Source organism: Streptomyces sp. BV286 (assembly GCF_019090165.1).
GTDB lineage: Bacteria > Actinomycetota > Actinomycetes > Streptomycetales > Streptomycetaceae > Streptomyces.
The window spans coordinates 1-20915 of record NZ_JAHRIB010000054.1; the positions used below are offsets into that span (position 1 = coordinate 1).

A 20915-nucleotide genomic window follows, 5' to 3' on the forward strand; every position below is an offset into this window, starting at 1 on the left:
GCCGCGGCCAGCTCCCCGTACTCCGCGCCGCGCGCCGCCCCCGTCCGCATGGCGAGGGCGATTCTCCTGGTCGGGGCCGGCTCCGCGAAGTAGCCGGTGAGCAGCTGGTTGCTGCGGGCCGACTCGACCGTGACCGCCGTACGCGGCAGCAGTGTCACCCCGAGTCCGCCCGCGACCAGTTGTACGAGGGTGGAGAGCCCGGCGGCGGTCGTGGTGACCGGGGCGTCCGCGCGGCCCGCCTCCCGGCAGATGTCGAGGGCCTGGTCGCGCAGGCAGTGTCCTTCGTCGAGCAGCAGCAGGTTGAGCTCGCGCAGCGCCTCGCGCGGGATCCCCTCCCGCCCGCCCAGCCGGTGGTCCAGCGGTGTGACCAGGACGAAGTCCTCGTCGAACAGCGGCAGTTCGACGACTCCGGGCACGCCGAGGGGGACGGCGAGCAGCAGCAGGTCGAGCCGGCCCGTGGTGAGCCCCTCCAGCAGGCTCGCCGTCTGTTCCTCGTGGACCTGGAGGTCGAGGGCCGGATAGCGGTCGTGGACGAGCCTCAGGACGGTCGGCAGCAGATAGGGCGCCACCGTCGGGATCACCCCGAGGCGCAGCACCCCGGTGAAGGGCGCCCGAACCGCCTCGGCCTCGTCCATCAGGGCGCCCACCTCGTCGAGCACGGCCTTCGCCCGGACGGCCAGCCGCTCGCCGGCCGGTGACAGGAGTACCTTGCGGGTCGTGCGCTCCAGCAGCGTCACCCCGAGGGTCTCCTCCAGCGCCGAGACCGCGCCGGACAGCGCGGGCTGGCTCATGCCCATGGCCGCCGCCGCGTCCCTGAAGTGCAGGTGCTCGGCCACCGCCGCGAAGGCGCGCAGTTGCGAGAGGCTGGGCTGTCTCTTCCTGGTGGGGGCCACCGGTGGTCCTCCTGCTCAGGGCATTGATAGCTACTTCCGATCAACACGACCGAGTGTAGCTATTTCCGTAATCAATGCACTCTGTGCCACGATCAAGGACGTCCAACCCATGGGAAAACCCCTCAAAAGGGGGTTTTCTTTGCTGCAAGGAGTGCGTGTGCTCACTGTCGGTGACAAGTTCCCCGAGTTCGATCTGACTGCCTGTGTCTCGCTGGAGAAGGGCAAGGAGTTCGAGCAGATCAACCACAAGACGTACGAGGGTCAGTGGAAGATCGTCTTCGCGTGGCCCAAGGACTTCACCTTCGTGTGCCCGACCGAGATCGCCGCCTTCGGGAAGCTGAACGACGAGTTCGCCGACCGTGACGCGCAGGTCCTCGGCTTCTCCGGCGACTCCGAGTTCGTGCACCACGCCTGGCGCAAGGACCACGACGACCTGCGCGACCTGCCGTTCCCGATGCTCGCCGACTCGCGGCACGAGCTCATGCGTGACCTCGGCATCGAGGGCGAGGACGGCTTCGCCAAGCGTGCCGTCTTCATCGTCGACCAGAACAACGAGATCCAGTTCTCCATGGTGACCGCCGGTTCCGTCGGCCGTAACCCCAAGGAGGTCCTGCGGGTGCTGGACGCGCTGCAGACCGACGAGCTGTGCCCCTGCAACTGGACCCAGGGCGAGGACACCCTCGACCCGGTCAAGCTGCTGGCAGGTGAGTGACCCATGTCGCTCGACGCGCTGAAGGCCGCGATTCCGGACTACGCCAAGGACCTTCGCCTGAACCTCGGTTCGGTGATCGGCAACTCCGAGCTCCCGCAGCAGCAGCTGTGGGGCACGGTGCTCGCCTGCGCCATCGCCTCGCGCTCGCCCCGCGTCCTGCGGGAGCTGGAGGAGGAGGCCAACGCGAAGCTCACGCCGGAGGCCTACACGGCGGCGAAGTCCGCCGCCGCGGTCATGGCGATGAACAACGTCTTCTACCGCACGCGGCACCTGCTCTCCGACCCGGAGTACGGGACGCTGCGGGCCGGTCTGCGGATGAACGTCATCGGGAACCCGGGCGTGGAGAAGGTCGACTTCGAGCTGTGGTCGCTCGCCGTCTCCGCGATCAACGGGTGCGGGCAGTGCCTCGACTCCCACGAGCAGGTGCTGCGCAAGGCCGGGGTCGGCCGGGAGACGATCCAGGAGGCGTTCAAGATCGCGTCGGTCGTGCAGGCCGTCGGGGTGACGCTGGACGCGGAGGCGGTCCTCGCGGAGTAGCCTGCGGCTCGCTCAGCCTGTGAAGCCCCGCTCACCTGACCTTCGGGTACAGGTGGGCGGGGCCTTCTTTTCGGGGTCTCCGCCCCCGGAAGGGACGGGAAGGGTACGGGCGGCGGGGGCGGAGACGGGCCTCTACGCCACCGGCGGCGGGGCCGGTGGATCCGCCGGCGGGGTCACGGGGGCCTCCGACGTCGCCGTCGCGCCGTGCGGAGCCGGCGAGTGCCGGAGCGCCGCCTCGCGGGAGTGCGAACGCAGGTAGCCGACCACCGTGTTGGTGACCGCGACCAGTGGCACGGCCACCACCGCGCCCCCGATCCCCGCGACCACCCCACCCGCCGCGACGGAGAGGACGACCGCGAGCGGATGCACCCGCACGGCCCGGCCGAGGATGAACGGCTGGAGGATGTGCCCCTCGATCTGCTGGACGGCCAGGACCACCAGCAGGGTCATGAGCGCCGTGAAGACGCCCTGCGTCACGAGCGCGACCACCACCGCGAGCGCACCGGAGACCACGGCACCGACCAGCGGGATGAAGGCGAACAGGAAGATGAAGACGGCGAGCGGTACGGCCATCGGGACGTCGAGGAAGAAGATGCCGAGGCCGATGAAGATGGCGTCGATCAGAGCGACCACCACCGTGCCGCGGATGTAGGCGGTGAGGGTGCGCCAGGCGCGGGGCCCCGCTCCCGCCACTCCCGGGCGGGCCGCCGCCGGGACCAGCTTGAGCGACCACTCCCAGATGCGCTTGCCGTCGTAGAGAAGGAAGAGCGTGGAGAACATCGTGAGGAGGATGCCGGCGAGCGCCTCGACGATGACGGTGACGCCTTCGAGCCCCGCCGACGTGATCTCGTCCGTGTTCGCCCCGACCGCCTCGCGCAGGCTCTTGGCGATGTCCTTGATCTGGTCCTCGGTGACATGGAACGGACTGTCCAGCAGCCACCGCTGGAGTTCGTCGATGCCGTCCTGGATCTGACTGGAGAGGTTGTCGATGTTCTCCATGACCTGCCAGACCACGAACCACCCGACCAGGCCCAGGATCACGAAGCCGAGGATGGCGGTCAGTGCGGTGGCGAGCCCGTGCGGCACCCCGTACCTGCGCAGCCGGGCGACCGTGGGCTGGAGCAGCGCGGTGATGAGCAGCGCGGCGACGAAGGCGAGGACGACGAGCTGCACGGCGCTGATGACGCGCATCAACACCCAGAGGGTGCCCGCGAGTACGAGCAGCCGCCAGCCGGCCTCGGCGGCGACCCGCACGCCCCACGGGACGGCGGCGGCGGGATCGGGGCGGGGGGCATGGACCACGGGAGCGGCCTGCGGCAGGGGCGGGTCGTCCGCGCTGTGCGCTTCGCCCTTTCCGGCCCCGTCCTCCTCCTCTTCGGCGGCCGCGCGTCGCGCATCCAACCGCTCTCCCACTTCGGTGAGTCCGGCACCGATCCGGCCGAACCACCCTGGCACTCGCGACATGATCCGTCCTTTGCCCCCGTTGCGCCCCACTACTCCCCCCGGAGTCGTCGGCATCGACCGTACATGGCGAAAGCCCCTCACCGTAGGACGGCGAAGGGCTTCGCGGGGTTGAGCCGACGTGGGCTCGACCTGGGCTCAGTAGTAGTTGTTGGCCTGCCAGAAGCTCCAGGCCTCGCACGGGCTGCCGTAGCGGTCGTTCATGTAGCCGAGGCCCCACTTGATCTGGGTGGCCGGGTTGGTCGCCCAGTCGGCTCCCGCGGAGGACATCTTCGAACCCGGCAGCGCCTGCATCAGACCGTAGGCGTCGGAGGTCGGGTTGTCCGCCCGGTAGTTCCAGTCGGACTCGTGGTCGATGATGGTGCTGAAGCACTGGAACTGGTCCGCCGGGACGATCTGGCGCGCCATCGCCTGGATCTCGGCGACGGTGTACGAGGACTGCGTGGGGAAGCTGGACGCGTCACGCGTGGCGGAACGGCTGGCAACCTTGAGGGCTTCCTTGCGTTCCTTGGCTTCCTGCTCGGCCTTCTCCGCGGCCTTCTGCTTGGCGACAGCGTCCTTGGCCGCCTGCTTGCGCGCGGCTGCCTCGGCGTCCTTCTTGGCTGTCGCGTCGGCCGCGATGGCCTGGGAGTCGGCCTGTTGCGTCAGGGAGGCGGTCTGCACCTGCGCCTGCGCGCCCGCGGGTATGTCCGCGAGGAGCGTCGCGCCGCTCGCCGTTGCCTCGGCGTCGTCGCTCGAGGACGCGGTGTTGCCCGAGGCAACACCGGTGACAGCGCCGACAGCGGTGACTGCGGTGGCCGAGGCCACTGCGAGCCCCCGGACCGAAATCCGGCTCACTCGGTTTCCTTCCAGCATCGACCGCTACAGGTGACCCTCGCGGACGCAATCGTGCCCCCGGCACTGGCCTCCCAACTGCGGGGTCACGGGAGGCACGGGCCCGGTGGGCAACTCCCCTGAAGGGAGCGCCGCGTGGTGCTCGGGCGGCATACGACGGCGGTATGGAGTTCTGGTGGTTGTGCTGTGCTGTACCGCTGGGGGTACAGATGTGTCGTATGCGGGGCCTGACAGGAATGAGACTCTGCCGTAACCCGGCGCCGGGAGGCAATTCCGAACCGGGTGTGAAAGCTCACACCTCGTTTGCCCCAGGAGTTTTTCGGAAACGAGCACGCGCCAAGACGCCGCCCGGCTAGGCTCTTCGCCTTTGCCGGACGGCGCCAACTACCGTGTAGCCACCACCCTTTGGATAGACGGGACGGGTGGGGCAGGAAGGATCAGATGTGTCCGTCCTCCAGCATTTCGGTCACAAGGGCCGCAATCTGGGACCGCTCGGACCTGGTGAGTGTGACGTGCGCGAAGAGCGGATGGCCCTTCAGCTTCTCCACCACGGCGACGACACCGTCGTACCGCCCGACCCTGAGGTTGTCCCGCTGGGCCACATCATGGGTGAGGATCACCCGTGAATTCGAGCCGATTCGGGACAGAACGGTCAACAGAACGTTCCGTTCCAGGGATTGGGCCTCGTCCACGATCACGAACGCGTCGTGGAGGGAGCGGCCGCGGATGTGGGTGAGCGGCAGGACCTCCAGCATGCCGCGGGCGGTGACCTCCTCGATGACCTCGCGGCTGGCGACCGCGGAGAGCGTGTCGAAGACCGCCTGCGCCCAGGGGCCCATCTTCTCGGACTCGGAACCGGGCAGATAGCCGAGCTCCTGCCCGCCGACCGCGTACAGCGGGCGGAAGACCATCACCTTCTGGTGCTGGCGCCGTTCGAGCACGGCTTCCAGGCCCGCGCACAGCGCGAGCGCCGACTTGCCGGTGCCGGCCCGGCCGCCCATGGACACGATCCCGACGTCCGGGTCGAGCAGCAGATCCAGCGCGATGCGCTGCTCGGCGCTGCGGCCCTTGATGCCGAAGGCCTCCCGATCACCCCGGACGAGCCGGACGTTGCCCTCGGCCGTCACGCGCCCCAGGGCCTTGCCGCGCTCGGACTGGATCATCAGACCCGTGTGGACCGGGAAGTCCGACGCCTCGGGGACGTACAGGCTCTCCTGGTCGAAGAGGAGGTCGACCTGCTCGCCGGAGAGCGTCAGTTCGGACATTCCGGTCCAGCCGGAGGAGCCCGTGATGGCGAGCTCCGCGCGGTACTCCTCGGCGAGGAGCCCGACCGACGAGGCCTTGATCCTCAGCGGCAGGTCCTTCGACACCACCGTGACGTCGAAGCCCTCCGCCTGCAGATTGCGGGCGACCGCGAGGATGCGGGAGTCGTTGTCCCCCAGGCGGTAGCCGCTGGGCAGCACGCTGGGGTCCGAGTGATTGAGCTCGACACGGATCGTCCCGCCCAGCTCCCCGGTGGGGATGGGGGCATCGAGGCGGCCGTACTTCACCCGGAACTCGTCGAGCAGACGCAGGGCCTGCCGGGCGAAGTAGCCGAGTTCGGGATGGTGCCGCTTGGCCTCCAATTCCGTGACCACGACGATCGGCAGCACGACTTCGTGCTCGTCGAAGCGGTTCATGGCGTGCGGGTCGGCCAGCAGGACGCTGGTGTCGAGAACATAGGTGCGCCGGTCTGGCATACGGCGCTTTGTGCTTGTCACCACGGAAGGACGTACCCCCTCGGATGAGGTCGGGGAGCGACGGAGGAGAGCTGGACCGGTCTGCGGCCGCGATGCACGGGCCGAAAACCGGCCCTCTCCGCTTCGTCCGTACTGACCGCACGGTCGGGCTGGTGCAAAGGGCCTCCCGGGCGGACGGCCCCGTGCCGTCCGCTGAGATCCGACACCCGTGATTCGGGTGTCGACCTGCAAGGCTTATGCCCTCGAACACGCGATGCCATGCCAGAGCGCAGGACGGCGCGTGCGTTAACTCCAGATGACGTACGTACCTGGTGGCGCCCCCGTGGGCGCGAGCGCGCCCGGAATCTCAGCCTCCGTAACGGCGGTGGCGTGCGGCGTAGTCACGCATCGCGCGCAGGAAGTCGACCTTTCGGAAGGCCGGCCAGAAGACTTCACAGAAGTAGTACTCGGAGTGGGCCGTCTGCCAGAGCATGAATCCGGACAGCCGCTGCTCGCCACTCGTACGGATCACGAGGTCGGGGTCGGGCTGGGCGCTGGTGTAGAGGTGCTTGCCGATCATGTCGACGTCGACCTCGTCCGCGAGCTGCTCCATCGAGGTGCCCTTGTCGGCGTGGTCGAGGAGCATCGAGCGCACGGCGTCGGCGATCTCCTGGCGGCCGCCGTAGCCGATGGCGACGTTGACGAGTATTCCGTCGACGTGCGCGGTGGACTCCTCGGCCTCCTTGAGGACCGTCTGCATCCGCGACGGCAGGATGTCCGGCGTGCCCACGTGGTGCACGCGCCAACGGCCGTCGGCGGCGAGGGAACTCACGACGTTCTCGATGATGCCGAGCAGCGGTACGAGCTCTTCCTCGGGGCGGTCGAAGTTGTCCGTCGACAGCAGCCAGAGGGTGACGACCTTCACGTCGGTCTCGGAGCACCAGCCGAGGAACTCCTCGATCTTGTCCGCTCCGGCCCGGTGCCCCTGGGCGGCGGTGCTCCCCGCCGCCTTCGCCCAGCGCCGGTTGCCGTCCATGATGACCCCGATGTGCTTGGGCACCTGGTCGTGGTCAAGGTGGCCTTCCACCCTGCGTGCATAGAACCTGACCAGCAAGCGGCGCAGGTTGTCGCGCAGGTTCACGTTTTCGTCAGCCCCTCCGTGCAGATGGCAGTCCCCGAGGGCGACACCCTACCCCCGCCGGAGCGCTTCTCTCCCTAGGGGTACAAGGCCTCCCGACCCTCCGGCGGCACGGGGGCGGAGGCGGCCGGCGCGGGAGTGCGGCACCCGCGGGGCGTACGCCGAGCGCGTGGCGGCGCACAAAAAAACGGGCCGGTCCGTGGGGGGGAGACGGACCGGCCCGAGGGGGGGTTTCCACCATAACCCTTCGTAAGTGATGCTGCGTGCATCGGCGTGCCACAACTACTCTCCGGAGTCGCCCAGCGACGCCCGGGTGAGTGCGGAAGCGTTCATTCAAGGGCGGATCATGGCCGAATCACAGCGGATTCCAAGGTGATGGAGGAGAATTCGGAGAGAACCAGGGGGTTCACGCACGAATAGGGGGCATTGGGCCATCCGCCTCGGACGTACGCCCCAAGGGTGACGCGGCCGGGCCCCCCCACCGACACCCGCTCCGGCCTCGCCGGGCGGGATGACGGCAGGCACCGCGCGGCCCCCTCCGCCGCGCGGTACCACCCCGCGCAGCTTTGCTGACGCGAATTGCCTTGGTCTGAACTTACGCGACCCGAGAGGGGCGAATGAGCCAATCGGGATAACGATGTGGACACCCTGTGCGCATTCCCGGGATTTTTGGAGATCCCGTCAGCCCGCCTGAGCGACCACCGATGACTCTTTGCTCAGACCTGGGTGTTTACGGGAGATAATTTCCCTCATGTGCCGATCGCCCCATTCGCCCAGTGGCAGGAGAGCGGTGTTCAGCGCCTTGCCCAGCTCGGTGAGCGAGTACTCGACGCGCGGCGGCACCTCCCCGTACACCTCGCGGTGCACCACGCCGTCCGCCTCCAGTTCGCGCAGCTGCTGGCTGAGCACCTTCTCGCTGACCCCCGCGACGTTCCGGCGCAGTTCCCCGAAGCGCTGGATCCCGCCATCGTGCAGCGCCCAGAGGATCATCGGCTTCCACTTGCCGCCCACGACGTCCACGGCCGCGTCCAGACCGCAGCTGTAGGGGCCCTTGCCCTTCGACATGGTCATCTCCTCCCGAGACCGGGCAGCGGACAGGATCTGACCTATTTCGGGTCTACCGTCGCCGCCATGACATCGAGGATCACATGGGACGAGGCGAGCGCGCGGCGCTACGGGCGACAACTGCTGCGCACACCGGCGCAGTCCGGCACATCCGTGGCCGAGGTCGTGTCCACCCTGCTGGCCACCCACGCGCAGGTCCTGTCGGCGGCCGAGCTCTCCGTGGCGCTGCGGCTCGACGGTTCGACCCGGCAGGACGTGCGGTCGGCGCTGTGGGACGACCGGAGCCTGGTGAAGACGTACGGCCCGCGGGGCACGGTCCATCTTCTGGCCGCCGCCGAACTCCCCTTCTGGAGCGCCGCGCTGACCGCCGTCCCCTCCGGTCCCGGGCCGGCGCCGGCCGACGTGCGGATGACGCCCGAGCAGGAGGAGCAGGTCGTCGCCGCGATCGGTGACGCGCTGGACGGGTGCGAGCTGACCATCGACGAGCTGAGCGAGGAGGTCGTGGCCCGCACCGGCCCCTGGGCCGGCGACCTCGTGATGGAGGCCTTCCAGGGCAAGTGGCCGCGCTGGCGCCAGGTGATGCACCGCGCGGGCCAGTCCGGCGCGCTGTGCTTCGCCCCCGACCGGGGCCGCAAGGCCGCCTACACCCGCCCGCCGCGCTTCGACCCGCTCCCCGCCGACCGGGCCCTCGCCGAGCTCGTACACCACTACCTGCGCGCGTACGGGCCCGCGACGCCGCAGCACTTCGCCAAGTGGGCCGCGGCGCCCCGGGGTTGGGCCGGAGGCCTGTTCGCCTCGCTGGCCTCCTCGGGCGACATCGAGGAGGTCGACTTCGAAGGGGTGCCCGCCTGGGTGGTGGCGGGCGACACCGACTTCCCGGACGAGGCCGTACGGGGGGTGCGGCTTCTGCCCTACTTCGACGCGTACGCCATCGCCGCCCAGCCGAGGGAGCGGATGTTTCCCGGCGCCGCCTACGGGCGCGCCCTGGCGGGCGGGCAGGCGGGGAACTATCCGGTGCTGCTCGTCGACGGGGTCGTCGCGGGTGTCTGGCACCAGCGGCGCCGGGGCAAGCGGACGACGGTGACCGTGGAGCTGCTCGGGTCGCTGACCGGCGCGCAGGAGAAGGAGCTGGGCGAGCAGGTCGAGCGGGTGGGCGAGGTCCTGGAGGCGCTGCCGGAGCTGGTGGTGGGGAAGGTGACGACGGGGCCGCACGCCTGACCTCGCCGGGGCGCGGCCCCGATGCCGTCGCCGGGGCCTCATTCGCGCCAGGCGCTCTCCCTCAGCAGACGCAGGCCGTTGAGGCCGACCAGGATCGTGGAGCCCTCGTGGCCCGCGACGCCGAGGGGCAGCGGGAGATGGCCGGCCAGGTCCCAGATGACGAGGACGGTGATGAACACCCCGGCGAGGCACAGGTTCTGGACGACGAGACGCCGGGCGCGACGGGAGAGGGCGACCGCCTTCGGGATCGCCGTGAGGTCGTCGTGGACGAGTACGGCGTCCGCGGTCTCCAGGGCCAGGTCCGAGCCCGCCCGGCCCATCGCGACACCGGTGTGGGCGGCGGCCAGGGCGGGCGCGTCGTTCACCCCGTCGCCGACGAAGAGCACCTGCCCGCCCAGGTCCCGTACGGCCTCGGCCTTCTCGTGTGGGAGCAGGCCTGCGCGTACGCCGTCGGAGGGGACGCCGGTCCGCCCGGCCACCGCGTGGGCGGCGCGGCGGTTGTCGCCGGTGAGGAGGACGGACGGCGCGGCGGTGAGGCGGCTCAGGGCGGCGACGGCCTCGGGGGCGCCCGGCCGGATCCGGTCGGCGAGGAGCAGCCAGCCGGCCCGCTCGCCGTCCACGCGCACGACGACCGCGGTGCCGTCGGTGCCCGGGACCGCCTCCCCCTCGCCGAGCTGTTCGGGGGAGCCGACCTCCACCTTCCGCCCGCCCACGGTCGCGCTCACTCCGCGTCCCGGCGCGGACCGGAAGTCGTACGCCTCCTCGCGCGGCAGGTCCCGGGCGGCCGCCACGATCGCGCGGGCGACGGGGTGCTCGCTGCGGTGCTCGGCGGAAGCGGCGAGCGAGAGCAACTCGTCGGCGGAGAAGCCGGGTTCCGGTACGGCCTCGGTGAGGTGGGGGGTGCCCTCGGTGAGCGTGCCGGTCTTGTCGTAGGCGATCCGGTCCGTCCGGCCGAGGCCCTCCATGACGACGGCCGACTTGATGAGCACGCCGTGGCGGCCCGCGTTGGCGATGGCCGACAGGAGCGGCGGCATCGTCGCCAGGACCACCGCGCACGGGGAGGCGACGATCATGAAGGTCATGGCCCGCAGCAGCGCCCCGGTGAGTTCGGCGCCGAAGGCGAGCGGGACGACGAAGACGAGGACGGTCGCGGCCACCATGCCGAGCGCGTAGCGGTGTTCGATCCTCTCGACGAAGAGCTGCGTCGGGGCCTTCGTGCGGGACGCCTCCTCGACGAGGGCGACGACGCGGGCGATGACCGTGTCGGACGGGTCGCGCTCGACACGGACGCGCAGGGCGCCGGTCCCGTTGAGCGTGCCGGCGAAGACCTCGTCGCCGGGTTCCTTCGGTACGGGGAGGGGTTCGCCGGTGATGGTCGCCTGGTCGATGTCGCTCGCGCCGTCGAGGACGCGGCCGTCGGCGCCGACGCGCTCCCCCGGGCGCACCAGCACGACGTCCCCGACGGCGAGCCGGGCGGCCTCGACCGTTTCCTCCACGCCGGTGTCGGGGTGCAGACGGGTGGCCGCCGGGGGTGCCAGACCGAGGAGGCCGCGGACGCTGTCCTCGGTGCGGGCGGTGGCCAGGGCCTCCACCGCGCCCGAGGTGGCGAAGATGACGATGAGCAGCGCACCGTCCATGACCTGGCCGATCGAGGCTGCGCCGAGCGCCGCGACGATCATCAGCAGGTCGACGTCGAGGGTCTTCGCGCGCAGCGCCCTGAGCCCTTCGAGGGCGGGCTCCCAGCCGCCGGCCAGGTAGGCGGCGGCGTACAGGGGGCCCCACAACCAGGCGGACGCGCCGAGCAGTTGGAGCGGCAGCGCGAGCAGGAAGGCGGCCGTGGCGGCGGCGGCCCAGCGGGCTTCGGGAAGGGCGAGCAGACGCGTGCGGACGGGCCGCACGCGCACGGGAGCGGGAGCGGACAGGGCTGTGGGGGTGGATGTCGGGGCGGACATGCGCGCCACCATACAGGAACACATGAATAGGTCTTCATTCGTTCCGATGCGTGGCGGGGTCGTCTCGCTACGATGACGGCATGGGCCATGGAGTCGATGCGAAGAGCAGCACCCGCGACCGTCTGGACGCCGTCGGCGCCGCGGACGTCGCCGCGACGCTCCAGGCTCTGGCCACGCCCTCCCGGCTGCGCATCCTGGCGCGCCTGCGGGAGGGCCCGTGCGCGGTCGGCGAGCTCGCCGAGGCGGCGGACCTGGAGCAGTCGGCGTGCTCGCACCAGCTGCGGCTGCTGCGGAATCTGGGGCTCGTCACGGGCGAGCGGCGCGGTCGGTCGATCGTCTACGCGCTGTACGACCACCATGTGGCCGAGCTGCTGGAGCAGGCGCTGCACCATGTGGAGCACCTGCGGCTGGGGTTGCGGGACGAGACCTTGCGGGACGAGGCGTGACCCGGCTGCGGGGCGAGGGGTAACCCGGCTGCGGGACGAGGGGTTTTAACCCGGCTGCGGGACGAGGCGCAGGGGCCGCGCGGCGGGGCTGCGGGACGCGACGTACGGGTTACGCGTCCGGGCGGCGGGCCTCGAAGAGGTGGCGGGAACTGTGGGCCACGAACGGGCCCTCGGCCGCGATCCGCTCGTGCAGGCTCAGCAGTTGGGGGCGGTACCGGTCGACGGTGAAGTCGGGCACCATCCACACCACCTTCCGCAGGAAGTGCACGACGGCCCCGATGTCGTGGAACTCCATCCGCAGCCGTTCCGCGCGCAGGTCGACGACGTCGAGGCCGGCCGCCTCGGCACCGGCCCGCTCGCGGTCCGGGTGGCGGGCGCCGCGCTGCGCCTCGGGCTGCGGACCGAGGAAGTACTCGACCACCTCGTAGGCGCTGGCGGGACCCACGTGCTGGGCGAAGTACGTGCCACCCGGCCTCAGGACGCGGGCGATCTCCGTCCAGTGCGCCGTCACCGGATGCCTGCTCACGACGAGGTCGAAGGCCGCGTCTCCGAACGGCAGCGGGGCGTCCTCGGCGGAGGCGACGACGACCGCGCCCCGGGGGTGGAGCAGGGCGGTGGCCTTGGCGACGTTCGGCGGCCAGCCCTCGGTGGCGACGGTGAGCCTCGGCAACTCCCGTGCGGATGCCAGGACTTCACCACCGCCGGTCTGGATGTCCAGCGCGGCCCCGGCCTCGGCCAGGCGCTCCGCCATGGCCCGCGCATACCCCCAGGACGGGCGCTCCTCGGTGGCCCGGCCCTCGAACCACGAGAAGTCCCACCCTTCCGTGGGCGCGGCCTCGGCCTCGGCGACGAGTTCCTGGAAGGTGCGGGTGGACGGGCTCATGGGGCGATGGTGGCAGGCGGGGCCCGGGCAGGGCGACCCGATTTCCCGGGCCGCCTCCCCTGCCCCGCGCCCTGCCGGATCCCCTGCGGCTCCCTTCACGGCGCCCTGCGGACGGTGTCGGTGAGGGCTGTTAGGTTCGCGGGATGACCACTCCTGGGGATGGAATGCCGTACGCCGGCGGCGAGAAGGAAAGTCTGCACGCGAGCCTGGACCGCCATCGGGACGCGGTTCTCTGGAAGCTGGAAGGGCTGGACGACGAGCAGTTGCGCCGGCCCATGACCCCGTCCGGCACGAATCTGCTGGGGCTGGTGAAGCACCTCGGGTCGGTCGAGTACGGCTGGTTCTGTACGACGTTCGGCCGCGAGGTGGAGCCGCTGTGGTTCGACCCGTACACGGACGAGGACATGTCGGTCGGCCCCGGCGAGACGACGGCGCAGATCGTCGACTTCTACGGCCGGGCCCGGGCGGCGGCCGACCGTGTGATCACCGAGCTGCCGCTGGACGCGCTGGGCAAGGCCCCGTGGCGCGACCACGAGGTGTCGCTGCGGTGGGTCCTCATCCACGTGATCGAGGACACGGTGCGGCACGCGGGTCACATGGACATCGTGCGGGAGCTGATCGACGGGGGGACCGGGGCGTACCGCCCGCCGTCGGGCGGTTCCTAGACCGGGCGTCGTCGAGTGCGGCCGGTCCGGCGCAGGGCACCGGACACTGGGCGCTGGGCACCAGCAGCCGACGCGAGCGCTGTCGGCTGCCGGGCCACGGGCCCATGAGTGGCACGGGGCTCAGGGGACGAGAGGGCGTACCTTCTCGGCCGCGAAGCGGACGAAGCCCTCGGGGTCCGGTTCGTCGGCGGTGGGCTGGAGGATCACGGTGTCGGCGCCGGCGTCCGCGAGGCGCTGTACGGCCTTGGCGACAGTGTCGGCGTCCCCGGCGACTCCGAGATCCGGGACCGACGCCACGCCTTCGGTCTCCTGCTCTGCGCGCAGGCGGGCGACGGCGTCCGGGCCGGTGGCGGTGAGGAGGTAGACGACCACCTGGTGCGCCTCGGTGCGGGACGCCGACTCGCGCCCCTGGTCGATGAGTCGGCGGGCCTTGCGCACCCCCTCCGGGGAGGTGTTCGCGGTGAGGACCGTCCCGTCCGCGGCCTCGCCGGAGAGCTTGAGCGAGCGCGGTCCGGTGGCTCCGGCGAGGATCCGCACCGGCGCCGGAGGCGGCCAGTCGAGAGCCACGTCGTCGAGTTTCACGTACCGGCCGGCCGTGGTGACGCGCTCGCCGCGCAGCAGTGCGCGCAGCGCCACGAGGTACTCGCGCAGCAGGGTCACGGGCGACTCGGCCCGCGCGCCGACCTGCCCCATCCAGTCCTGTACGCCGTGGCCCACCGCCAGGACGGCCCGGCCGGGGAAGAGCCGGTCCAGGGTGGCGGTCTCCATGGCGGTCACGGCGACGTTGCGCAACGGCACGGGGAGCAGGCCGACTCCGACGCGCAGCCGTTCCGTCCACGCGAGGGCCGCCGCCGCCGTCGAGATGCCTCCCTCCAGGAAACAGTCCTCCCAGAGCCAGAGCTCCTCCAGCCCCGCGTCGTCCGCTGCGCGGGCCACGGCTCGTAGGCGCTCCGGGGGCAGTTGAGGCCGGAATACAGCACCGAGTGCAGTCATGCGGTCTTCCTACCCGGAGGGTGGGCGGGGGACAACTCGTTTGCGCGGAGCGGGCGTGATCAGGCCGAGTCGGGGGCTTTCGGCGTCGGCAGCGGATCTGCGACGAAGGTGCCCTTGCCGTGCACGGTGACGATGAGTTCGCGCTCACGGAGTACCTGGGCGGCGCGTCGCACCGTCAGGTACGCGACCCCGTACTCGGTCGCGAGGTCGCGCTCCGGTGCCAGCCGAGCGCCCGGGCGTAGCTCCCCCGCCGCGATACGCGCGGCGATGTGGTCGGCGATGGCGACGTACACAAGTTGCGGCCCTTGCGGGTCAAAGTCCGGAATCTTGTTCTGGTCACTCATAGAGCCACCGTAAGCACGCCCAACCTTCAGTAACCGTCAGTGAGCTATACATAGCTTCACCAAGCTTGTACCGTCGGGACGCAAGAGACCCCGGCGACGGAGGCAACCGTCCCGGGGCATGGTCGACGCTGCACTAGGAGCGCCAACGTGCTGGACCTTACCCTTCGTCTCCTCGCCCGGGTGCTGAGCTGCTGCACCCCACGCCCCCGGGGCCGTCACCGGCTGGGCGCAGTGCCGCCGCTGCGGTTCGTCCCGCTCCCACCGCCCCGCTTCGCGGACGGCCGGCTCCAGCGTGAGCGCCGCCGGGCCGCCTACCTCGCGACCCTCGGCATCGATGTGGGCCCGGCCCGTATCCACGGCGTACGCGTGGCATCCCGATGACGCGCCCACCGGTACGGATGTGCGCCCGCTGCGAGCGCACCACGGAGGAGCCCGTCCTGGTGCACGAGGTGCACGCCGCCACGGGGCCCGGCTTCAACGTCTACGCGTGCTCGGACTGCGCCGATCACTACCCGCCCCGCACCGACCCGTACGAACTCCTCGGCCCCACCTCCAGACGCTCCCGCCTGACGCTCCGCGTCTACCGGGTCGGCGCGGACGGCAACGTGGCCGAGGAGCGGGACAGGATCGAGGTCCTGGTCCGCGGCGGCACCCTGCCGGTGTCGCGTACGTCGGCGTTCCCGCCGTGCGGATGCCCACGCTGCCGGACGCGGTAGCCGTCGCGTGACGTGGTGCCGCACCCCGGGGGCCGACCGGGCGTCCGGGGTGCGGCACCAGGCCCCCCGGAGCGCACGAGCGCTTTACTACTTCCTTTGCTACCACACTGTTATTCTGCAGCCATGGACTCCGCGGAGCATTACGGCAAGGCCGAAGGCCCGGCCCAGAAAGTCAGCGTATCCATGCCTGCGAATCGCGTGGCCGCAGTGAAGGCCCGGGTGGGTGCGCGCGGCTTCTCGGCGTACGTCAGCGCCGCGGTGGAGCGGCAGATACAGCGGGACCTGCTTGAAGAACTACTTCAGGAGAAGGAGGCGGAGATCGGTCCGCCCGCCCCCGAGACCCAGGAATGGGCCACCGAGATCTTCCGCGAGGCCGAAGCCATGGCCGCGAACGAGCGTGTCCCTGAAGACCACGAAAGGAACGTGGACTCGGAATGGCGCGCACACAAGGCCAGTTGAGCCATGGGGTGCTGCTTCTCGACAGCGAGGGGCTGAGTAGGTTCATGGCCAACGACCCGCGCGTCACAGGGTTGGTCCGTACCGCCCAGGCCAAGGACACACTTGTCGCTCTGAGCAATCTGACGTTGATCGAAGCGTGGCATTCCAAGGTCAGCATGGACCGCCTCCGCTGGCACGTGTCCCGGCTGGAGGTCCTGCCTGTAACGGATGCCGTCACCTGGCGTGCCATCGGTCTCCTACGGAACTCCGGCCTGCACGGCCACAAATACGCGATCGACTCCGTCGTGGCGGCTACCGCCCTCGGCTACGCCGGCCCTCGCATCGTCGTCACCTCCGATGTGGACGACATGAACAAACTATGCGGAGAGAGCGTCCGCGCCGTGGGGGTCTGAGAACGGCCGGGCGGCCGTCGCGTCGGCTTGCGTCGCAGACGGCTCACGCCTCCTTCGGGAACGTCACCTCCACGCGGCGGTTCTTGCGGCGGCCCTGTTCCGAGGTGTTGTCGGCGATGGGGTAGTCCTCGCTGTAGCCGCGCACCACGAAGGTGACGTTGGCCCCTCCGACACCGGCGGCGAGCTCCTCGTGGACGGCTTCCGCGCGCTTCTTGGAGAGCGTGAGGCCATGGGCGTACGAGCCGAGGTTGTCGGTGAAGCCGAAGACGCGGACGTTCGTGGCCTTCTGGGACTTGATCTCGGCCGCGATCGCCGCGATGCGGGAGCGTGACTCCGGGTTGAGTTTCGAGCTGTCCTTCGGGAAGAGGACCTCGGCCTGGAGGGCGAACGTCACGTCCTCGTTCGTGTCCTCGCGGCGTTCCTCGCCGCCGAGGTCCTCGACGACCGACTTGATGTCCAGCACCTTCGCGGAGGCGAGCGTGGCGCCGTCGGCGAGCTTCAGCCCCGGGCTGTTCGCGTCGACCTCCGGGGGCGGCGACGTGGTGACGCTGCCCGGCGGGGCGCTGGGGTCCTCGTCGTCCGCATGGGCCGAGGTCAGCGGAGTCATGAAGACGAGCGTGGTGAGGGCGGTGAGGGTGACCGACGTGGCACGGAGGCTGAGGGACATGGCTACTCGCCCTCGGAGAGTTCGACCGAGGCGGGCGGCATGGAGCCCACCTGGAAGGAGACCTTCTTGGTGTCTTCGGGCGGGGCGGGGAATTGGGCGAACCATTCGGTCGTCTCGCCCGACTGGAGGCCGCCGGTGAAGCGGGTGCAGAGGCAGCGCCCCTCCGTGTCCCGCAGGACGAGGTACTTCTTCTTTCCGGCCTGGTCGACCACGCTGGCGCCCGCCATGGAACCGCCGTTCCCGGCCAGTTCCCGTTCGTCGCCCCTCCAGTCAGCGGCAACCCACGACTTTCCGCTGCCGTTGGTCACCGTCCCTTCGACGGTGACGAAGCCGCCCTCGTCACGGGTGGCCGATGTGACCGCCACCGTCAGGCCGCCTGCCTTCACCTCAGCCAGGATCTGCTGGGCGGGAGGCGCCTGGGACTCCTGCTTGTCGTCGCCCCCGCTGCTCTTGGTCGGTGTCGAGGACGACGTGTTCTTGTCCGAACCCTTGTCGTCGTCGCCACCCCCGCCGCAACCGGCCACCGCGAGGACCAGCCCAGTCGTGATCGCCACCGCGGTCAGTACCGTGCGGCCCTTCGTGGTGCGCCGAACGTTCATCGGTACGACTTCCTCTCACTCGGCCAGTTGCACAGTGAACAGCACGGACGCGTCGGGAAGGTCGTCCAAATCGAAATCTTCGGGGTCGATGTCCACGGATTCGCCGTCACAGTCCAGTGTGACGAGTTTCGTGGGATCGGCGTCGAGGTCGAAGTCACACCGGGGTTCGATGACGGCAACGGCGTCAGCCTTGGCATGTTTTGTCTCGGTGCCAGGGATGATCGAGTCGCCCACCGTGTAGTTCGTTTCGACGGCCACCCGGAATCCGGGCAGCGCGTTGATGGTGGCTGGTTGGGCACCGCCCTGGACGGTTGAGTCGTTCTCGGCGGCCAGTTGCTGGGCCGCGGCCGTGGCCCCGGCGCCCTCGAACTTGTCACCGTCGAGCCAGTCCAGCCACTGGTCGTCCGTTCCGATGGCGCCCCCGAGGCCTTCCATCAGCTCGTCACGGGCATCCTGTGCAGCCGCCAACGCGGCGGCGTCCGCCGCAGATTGCGCACCGTTGCGGGCGGACGCCGCTTGAGCGAACGCGAAGAACGCGAATGCGGCGAAGAGCAGGATTCCCGTCAGCCAGATGTAGATGGGGAGGGTCGACCCCCGGTCTTCGCGCAGACGTACAGAGCTCAGCCGCCGACGACCTGCGTCACCGCGTCCAGGATCGCGCCGGAGATCAGACCGTCGAGACCGAGGCCGTCGATCAGCGTGAAGATCCCGGCGATCAGGATCATCAGCCCCGCGTACTCCACGAAGCCCGCTCCCGCGTCCCGCTCCCGTCCCCACATCCGGGAGGCCACGGTCCGGACCCACCCTCGAACCGCTCGGGGCGCCCCCATGGACGTCTCCGGCTCCAGGTTCTTGGTCACAGTGATCCCTTCCCTCCCACCCAAAACCACTACCGTCCCGCGCACCGTACGTGAGAACCCGCCTACTACGGGTGGGTCCAGGGGCCCAACTTCCCGTGGTCGGAGTCACCGGTTCCACCCCCCGTGGGCCGTGCCCAGCCAGTGGGCTATCGCTTCGCTGCGCGTGGAAGCGTGCAGCTTTGCGAAGATGCGGTTGATGTGGTTCTTGACCGTCTTCTCGCTGATGAAGCACGTGGCGGCGATCTGCTGGTTGCTCATGCCGGCCGCGATGAGATCCATGACCTCCACCTCCCGTGAACTCAGACCGAAATCGCGTCGGTTGCGGCCGCGGCGGTGGAGCCCCGCCGCATGGACAGGTCGAGCCTCCGACGACTGTGCCACAACTGATTGCAGATGCGAAGAGCTTTGGTTCGGTTCGTACGAAACACCGAGCGAATCCGACACATCGGCGGCGGAGGATGTGAAAGTGGCCATTCCGGCATGCAAGTCCCGCACGGCGGTGATCAGTTCGGGGGTCGTGAACTCGCCGTGGACCAGATACCCGACGGCACCCAGACGCAACGCCTCGGCCACCACCTCGGGTTCGCGGCTGTACGTCAGCATCATCACGGGAGCGAGCCGGGCCAGCGGGGGCAGCGCGGTCAGGCCGTCCGTGCCGGGCATGCGCACGTCGAGCAGGATCACGTCGGGGCGGTGCAGGGTCGCGGCCGCGACCGCTTCCGCGCCGTTGGACGCCTGGGCCACGACCCGGATGCCGGGGTGGGCGTCGAGCAGGGCCGCGAGGCCGGCCCGGACGACCGGGTTGTCGTCGGCCACGAGCACTCGCAGGGGCGGGCCGGAAAGTGCCTGTTCAGGCATGTGCGGCCTCCTCTTGAGGAGTGTGAGAGGAAGGTGCGGGCAAGGGGGAGGCGGGCGGGAGGTCCACCGTGACCTCCGTGCCTCCGTGCTCGGCTGGGCGCAGGTGCAGGTACGCGCCCACGGACGCCGCGCGCTCCAGCATTCCCAGCAGACCGAAGTGGCCGGATCTCGCCAGGACTTGTACGTCGTCGAGGGACACGGCGCTGCCGGCGCCGTCGTCCCGCACGGTCAGGCTCAGGACAGGGTGCGAGGCGTCGAGAGTCACGTCCACACGGGTCGCTCCCGCGTGACGGTGTGCGTTCTCCAGGGCCTCCGACACGATCGCAAGGAGTTGTCGGGGCGCCCCGGTAGGGAGCGCGGGAACTGGTGTGGCGGCCTCGCAGGCCGGTGTCGGGGTCGCGGTCGGGGCCGGGGTCGGAGTGGTGGTCCCGGGGGCCGGGGTCGGGGCGGGCCGGTGGGTGAAGGTCGCCCTGATGCCCGTACGGGACTCGAAGTCCGCGACCCTGGACGCCAGTTCCGTCGTCAGGTCCGCGGGCGGGCTCGACAGGGTGGTGTGGTCCCGCAGGTCGGTCAGCAGGTCACGGGACTCCGCCGCCGCCCGGCGTGCCGCGCCCGCAACCGCCGCGGCCTGGGACTTGAGCGCGCGGGGGTCGGTGTCGCGGTCCGCCGCCACCGCCAGGGCCTCTGCCGCCAGCGCGAGACCGTGCAGGGTCTTCGCCACGGAGTCGTGCATCTCCCGGGCCAGGCGCGCCCGCTCGGACTCGACGGCCTCCGCGACGGCCAGGCGGGAGTTCGCCTCCGCGAGGGCCTGACTCGCCGTGCCGAAGCGGAACATCAGATTGCGCAGGGTGACGCCGATGATGCCCGCGGCGACGCAGAAGCCCGCGATCAGCAGGGTGCTGGCACCGGCGCCCGGACGCTGTTCCCACGCCCTGAACACCGTTAGCAGGACCACCAGTTGGAGGCCCGTGAAGACTCCGGAGCCGCGCCAGCCGTACAGCAGGCCCGCCAGGAGCGGCGTGCAGACGGCCGCGTACGCGAGCGGGGAGGCCGGGGACGCGGTCAGCAGGAGTACCGCGCCGAAGACCAGGTCCACCGCCATGAGGGTGGGGTGGGCCAGAAGGCGCGGGGCGAAACGGTCCCAGTCCCTGAGCATGGCGTACGAGCCCATCACGCCCAGGACCGCGGCTGTGAGGACGGCGTGCCGGGGCAGGCCGTCGGTCGCGTTGGCGGTCGCGAAGGGCGCGCCGATCGCGATCAGGGTGAGGCGTACCGCGAACGCCTGGCGGCACAGGGCCTGGAGGGCGTTGAGCTGGAGGCGGAGGCTGCCGGGTGCTGCCGCGTCGTCCGCGAAGTAGCCTGTGGCCCACTTGGCGGAGCCGCCGGGGAGGGTTGTTCGTCGGCTGCCGGTCCGTCGTGGCTGGTCGCGCGGTTCCCCGCGCCCCTGACGGCCCCCCTCGAAGGAGGGCTCCACCCGCCGCCGTCGATTCCAGCCGGCCGTCATG

Annotated in this window: 25 protein-coding genes; 9 read left to right on the top strand and 16 right to left on the bottom strand. The window is 70.5% G+C overall.

Features of this window, described 5'->3' with window-relative positions:
- Window positions 1-893 (bottom strand): hydrogen peroxide-inducible genes activator (locus KUF83_RS07210; RefSeq protein ID WP_217453729.1); only part of this gene is annotated, 893 nt, incomplete at its 3' end.
- 157 nt (window positions 894-1050) lie between these two features.
- On the opposite strand from KUF83_RS07210, the gene KUF83_RS07215 reads away from it, so the two are divergent.
- A complete protein-coding gene (locus tag KUF83_RS07215; protein ID WP_217453730.1) occupies window positions 1051-1605 on the top strand; it encodes a peroxiredoxin in 555 nt (184 codons plus the stop codon).
- Window positions 1606-1608: 3 nt separating this feature from the next.
- On the top strand, window positions 1609-2142 hold the full coding sequence (locus KUF83_RS07220) for an alkyl hydroperoxide reductase (protein ID WP_217453731.1): 534 nt from the start codon (window positions 1609-1611) through the stop codon (window positions 2140-2142).
- 132 nt (window positions 2143-2274) lie between these two features.
- Here the strand turns inward: KUF83_RS07220 and KUF83_RS07225 are convergent, their stop codons facing one another.
- The 5 genes from KUF83_RS07225 to KUF83_RS07245 all read right to left on the bottom strand — a co-directional run bounded on the left by KUF83_RS07225 (window position 2275) and on the right by KUF83_RS07245 (window position 8358).
- Window positions 2275-3606, bottom strand: a complete 1332-nt coding sequence (locus KUF83_RS07225) for an AI-2E family transporter (protein WP_217453732.1) — start codon at window positions 3604-3606, stop codon at window positions 2275-2277.
- Window positions 3607-3741: 135 nt separating this feature from the next.
- On the bottom strand, window positions 3742-4458 hold the full coding sequence (locus KUF83_RS07230; RefSeq protein ID WP_217453733.1) for a transglycosylase SLT domain-containing protein: 717 nt from the start codon (window positions 4456-4458) through the stop codon (window positions 3742-3744).
- Between the two features lie 416 nt (window positions 4459-4874).
- Window positions 4875-6200, bottom strand: a complete 1326-nt coding sequence (locus KUF83_RS07235; RefSeq protein WP_217453734.1) for a PhoH family protein — start codon at window positions 6198-6200, stop codon at window positions 4875-4877.
- A 322-nt stretch (window positions 6201-6522) separates the two neighbouring features.
- A complete protein-coding gene (locus tag KUF83_RS07240; RefSeq protein WP_217453735.1) occupies window positions 6523-7296 on the bottom strand; it encodes an isoprenyl transferase in 774 nt (257 codons plus the stop codon).
- Window positions 7297-7974: 678 nt separating this feature from the next.
- The gene (locus tag KUF83_RS07245) at window positions 7975-8358 is read right to left on the bottom strand and encodes a helix-turn-helix domain-containing protein (protein ID WP_217453736.1); all 384 of its coding nucleotides are present in this window, start codon (window positions 8356-8358) and stop codon (window positions 7975-7977) included.
- Window positions 8359-8424: 66 nt separating this feature from the next.
- On the opposite strand from KUF83_RS07245, the gene KUF83_RS07250 reads away from it, so the two are divergent.
- Window positions 8425-9576, top strand: coding sequence for a winged helix DNA-binding domain-containing protein (locus KUF83_RS07250; RefSeq protein ID WP_217453737.1), 1152 nt, complete (start codon window positions 8425-8427; stop codon window positions 9574-9576).
- 38 nt (window positions 9577-9614) lie between these two features.
- On the opposite strand, the gene KUF83_RS07255 is transcribed toward KUF83_RS07250, so the two are convergent.
- Complete coding sequence (locus tag KUF83_RS07255; protein ID WP_374106006.1) at window positions 9615-11552, bottom strand: heavy metal translocating P-type ATPase; 1938 nt, start codon at window positions 11550-11552, stop codon at window positions 9615-9617.
- A gap of 56 nt (window positions 11553-11608) precedes the next feature.
- Between KUF83_RS07255 and KUF83_RS07260 the strand changes: the two genes are divergently transcribed.
- Complete coding sequence (locus tag KUF83_RS07260; protein ID WP_217453738.1) at window positions 11609-11974, top strand: metalloregulator ArsR/SmtB family transcription factor; 366 nt, start codon at window positions 11609-11611, stop codon at window positions 11972-11974.
- Window positions 11975-12083: 109 nt separating this feature from the next.
- On the opposite strand, the gene KUF83_RS07265 is transcribed toward KUF83_RS07260, so the two are convergent.
- The gene (locus KUF83_RS07265) at window positions 12084-12857 is read right to left on the bottom strand and encodes a class I SAM-dependent methyltransferase (protein ID WP_217453739.1); all 774 of its coding nucleotides are present in this window, start codon (window positions 12855-12857) and stop codon (window positions 12084-12086) included.
- Window positions 12858-13000: 143 nt separating this feature from the next.
- Here KUF83_RS07265 and KUF83_RS07270 point away from each other — a divergent pair, with 143 nt between their 5' ends.
- Entirely contained in the window at window positions 13001-13522 is a 522-nt protein-coding gene (locus tag KUF83_RS07270) for a DinB family protein (RefSeq protein ID WP_254643498.1), read from the top strand.
- A 120-nt stretch (window positions 13523-13642) separates the two neighbouring features.
- On the opposite strand, the gene KUF83_RS07275 is transcribed toward KUF83_RS07270, so the two are convergent.
- Together KUF83_RS07275 and KUF83_RS07280 are read right to left on the bottom strand one after the other, a co-directional pair.
- Window positions 13643-14515: an LLM class flavin-dependent oxidoreductase gene (locus KUF83_RS07275; protein WP_217453740.1), complete on the bottom strand. Its 873-nt coding sequence runs from the start codon at window positions 14513-14515 to the stop codon at window positions 13643-13645.
- Between the two features lie 59 nt (window positions 14516-14574).
- Window positions 14575-14859, bottom strand: a complete 285-nt coding sequence (locus KUF83_RS07280; protein ID WP_217453741.1) for a winged helix-turn-helix domain-containing protein — start codon at window positions 14857-14859, stop codon at window positions 14575-14577.
- 147 nt (window positions 14860-15006) lie between these two features.
- Here KUF83_RS07280 and KUF83_RS07285 point away from each other — a divergent pair, with 147 nt between their 5' ends.
- The 4 genes from KUF83_RS07285 (at window position 15007) to KUF83_RS07300 (ending at window position 16426) form a co-directional block, all read left to right on the top strand.
- Window positions 15007-15240, top strand: a complete 234-nt coding sequence (locus KUF83_RS07285; RefSeq protein WP_217453742.1) for a hypothetical protein — start codon at window positions 15007-15009, stop codon at window positions 15238-15240.
- Window positions 15237-15575 (top strand): hypothetical protein, encoded by a 339-nt coding sequence (locus KUF83_RS07290; RefSeq protein WP_217453764.1) that lies wholly within the window; start codon window positions 15237-15239, stop codon window positions 15573-15575. Before KUF83_RS07285 ends, KUF83_RS07290 begins: the two co-directional genes overlap by 4 nt.
- Before the next feature lie 123 nt (window positions 15576-15698).
- Complete coding sequence (locus KUF83_RS07295; protein ID WP_217453743.1) at window positions 15699-16034, top strand: hypothetical protein; 336 nt, start codon at window positions 15699-15701, stop codon at window positions 16032-16034.
- Window positions 16010-16426 carry a DNA-binding protein gene (locus KUF83_RS07300; protein WP_217453744.1) on the top strand — a complete coding sequence of 139 codons (417 nt, stop codon included), beginning with the start codon at window positions 16010-16012 and terminating at the stop codon, window positions 16424-16426. Before KUF83_RS07295 ends, KUF83_RS07300 begins: the two co-directional genes overlap by 25 nt.
- A gap of 43 nt (window positions 16427-16469) precedes the next feature.
- Here KUF83_RS07300 and KUF83_RS07305 read toward each other — a convergent pair whose 3' ends face one another.
- The 6 genes from KUF83_RS07305 to KUF83_RS07330 form a co-directional block, all read right to left on the bottom strand.
- Window positions 16470-17033, bottom strand: coding sequence for an OmpA family protein (locus tag KUF83_RS07305; RefSeq protein WP_374106007.1), 564 nt, complete (start codon window positions 17031-17033; stop codon window positions 16470-16472).
- A gap of 62 nt (window positions 17034-17095) precedes the next feature.
- Window positions 17096-17692 carry a hypothetical protein gene (locus KUF83_RS07310; protein ID WP_217453746.1) on the bottom strand — a complete coding sequence of 199 codons (597 nt, stop codon included), beginning with the start codon at window positions 17690-17692 and terminating at the stop codon, window positions 17096-17098.
- A gap of 15 nt (window positions 17693-17707) precedes the next feature.
- Window positions 17708-18316, bottom strand: a complete 609-nt coding sequence (locus KUF83_RS07315; RefSeq protein WP_302828504.1) for a pilus assembly protein TadG-related protein — start codon at window positions 18314-18316, stop codon at window positions 17708-17710.
- On the bottom strand, window positions 18313-18522 hold the full coding sequence (locus KUF83_RS07320; RefSeq protein WP_254643504.1) for a hypothetical protein: 210 nt from the start codon (window positions 18520-18522) through the stop codon (window positions 18313-18315). The genes KUF83_RS07315 and KUF83_RS07320 overlap by 4 nt, the downstream gene beginning before the upstream one ends.
- Window positions 18523-18657: 135 nt before the next feature.
- Window positions 18658-19410, bottom strand: a complete 753-nt coding sequence (locus tag KUF83_RS07325) for a response regulator transcription factor (protein ID WP_217453747.1) — start codon at window positions 19408-19410, stop codon at window positions 18658-18660.
- Window positions 19403-20914, bottom strand: coding sequence for a sensor histidine kinase (locus tag KUF83_RS07330; protein ID WP_217453748.1), 1512 nt, complete (start codon window positions 20912-20914; stop codon window positions 19403-19405). The genes KUF83_RS07325 and KUF83_RS07330 overlap by 8 nt, the downstream gene beginning before the upstream one ends.
- Window position 20915 lies beyond the last annotated feature (1 nt).

What these genes read in the sequence shown, in the direction of transcription:
- KUF83_RS07220 (WP_217453731.1), top strand. Translation starts at nt 1,609, where the DNA reads ATGTCGCTCGACGCGCTGAAGGCCGCGATTCCGGACTACGCCAAGGAC.
- KUF83_RS07225 (WP_217453732.1), bottom strand. Translation starts at nt 3,606, where the DNA reads ATGTCGCGAGTGCCAGGGTGGTTCGGCCGGATCGGTGCCGGACTCACC.
- KUF83_RS07230 (WP_217453733.1), bottom strand. Translation starts at nt 4,458, where the DNA reads ATGCTGGAAGGAAACCGAGTGAGCCGGATTTCGGTCCGGGGGCTCGCA.
- KUF83_RS07245 (WP_217453736.1), bottom strand. Translation starts at nt 8,358, where the DNA reads ATGTCGAAGGGCAAGGGCCCCTACAGCTGCGGTCTGGACGCGGCCGTG.
- KUF83_RS07250 (WP_217453737.1), top strand. Translation starts at nt 8,425, where the DNA reads ATGACATCGAGGATCACATGGGACGAGGCGAGCGCGCGGCGCTACGGG.
- KUF83_RS07255 (WP_374106006.1), bottom strand. Translation starts at nt 11,552, where the DNA reads ATGTGTTCCTGTATGGTGGCGCGCATGTCCGCCCCGACATCCACCCCC.
- KUF83_RS07260 (WP_217453738.1), top strand. Translation starts at nt 11,609, where the DNA reads ATGGGCCATGGAGTCGATGCGAAGAGCAGCACCCGCGACCGTCTGGAC.
- KUF83_RS07265 (WP_217453739.1), bottom strand. Translation starts at nt 12,857, where the DNA reads ATGAGCCCGTCCACCCGCACCTTCCAGGAACTCGTCGCCGAGGCCGAG.
- KUF83_RS07270 (WP_254643498.1), top strand. Translation starts at nt 13,001, where the DNA reads ATGACCACTCCTGGGGATGGAATGCCGTACGCCGGCGGCGAGAAGGAA.
- KUF83_RS07275 (WP_217453740.1), bottom strand. Translation starts at nt 14,515, where the DNA reads ATGACTGCACTCGGTGCTGTATTCCGGCCTCAACTGCCCCCGGAGCGC.
- KUF83_RS07280 (WP_217453741.1), bottom strand. Translation starts at nt 14,859, where the DNA reads ATGAGTGACCAGAACAAGATTCCGGACTTTGACCCGCAAGGGCCGCAA.
- KUF83_RS07290 (WP_217453764.1), top strand. Translation starts at nt 15,237, where the DNA reads ATGACGCGCCCACCGGTACGGATGTGCGCCCGCTGCGAGCGCACCACG.
- KUF83_RS07295 (WP_217453743.1), top strand. Translation starts at nt 15,699, where the DNA reads ATGGACTCCGCGGAGCATTACGGCAAGGCCGAAGGCCCGGCCCAGAAA.
- KUF83_RS07300 (WP_217453744.1), top strand. Translation starts at nt 16,010, where the DNA reads ATGGCGCGCACACAAGGCCAGTTGAGCCATGGGGTGCTGCTTCTCGAC.
- KUF83_RS07305 (WP_374106007.1), bottom strand. Translation starts at nt 17,033, where the DNA reads ATGACTCCGCTGACCTCGGCCCATGCGGACGACGAGGACCCCAGCGCC.
- KUF83_RS07310 (WP_217453746.1), bottom strand. Translation starts at nt 17,692, where the DNA reads ATGAACGTTCGGCGCACCACGAAGGGCCGCACGGTACTGACCGCGGTG.
- KUF83_RS07320 (WP_254643504.1), bottom strand. Translation starts at nt 18,522, where the DNA reads ATGGGGGCGCCCCGAGCGGTTCGAGGGTGGGTCCGGACCGTGGCCTCC.
- KUF83_RS07325 (WP_217453747.1), bottom strand. Translation starts at nt 19,410, where the DNA reads ATGCCTGAACAGGCACTTTCCGGCCCGCCCCTGCGAGTGCTCGTGGCC.
- KUF83_RS07330 (WP_217453748.1), bottom strand. Translation starts at nt 20,914, where the DNA reads ATGACGGCCGGCTGGAATCGACGGCGGCGGGTGGAGCCCTCCTTCGAG.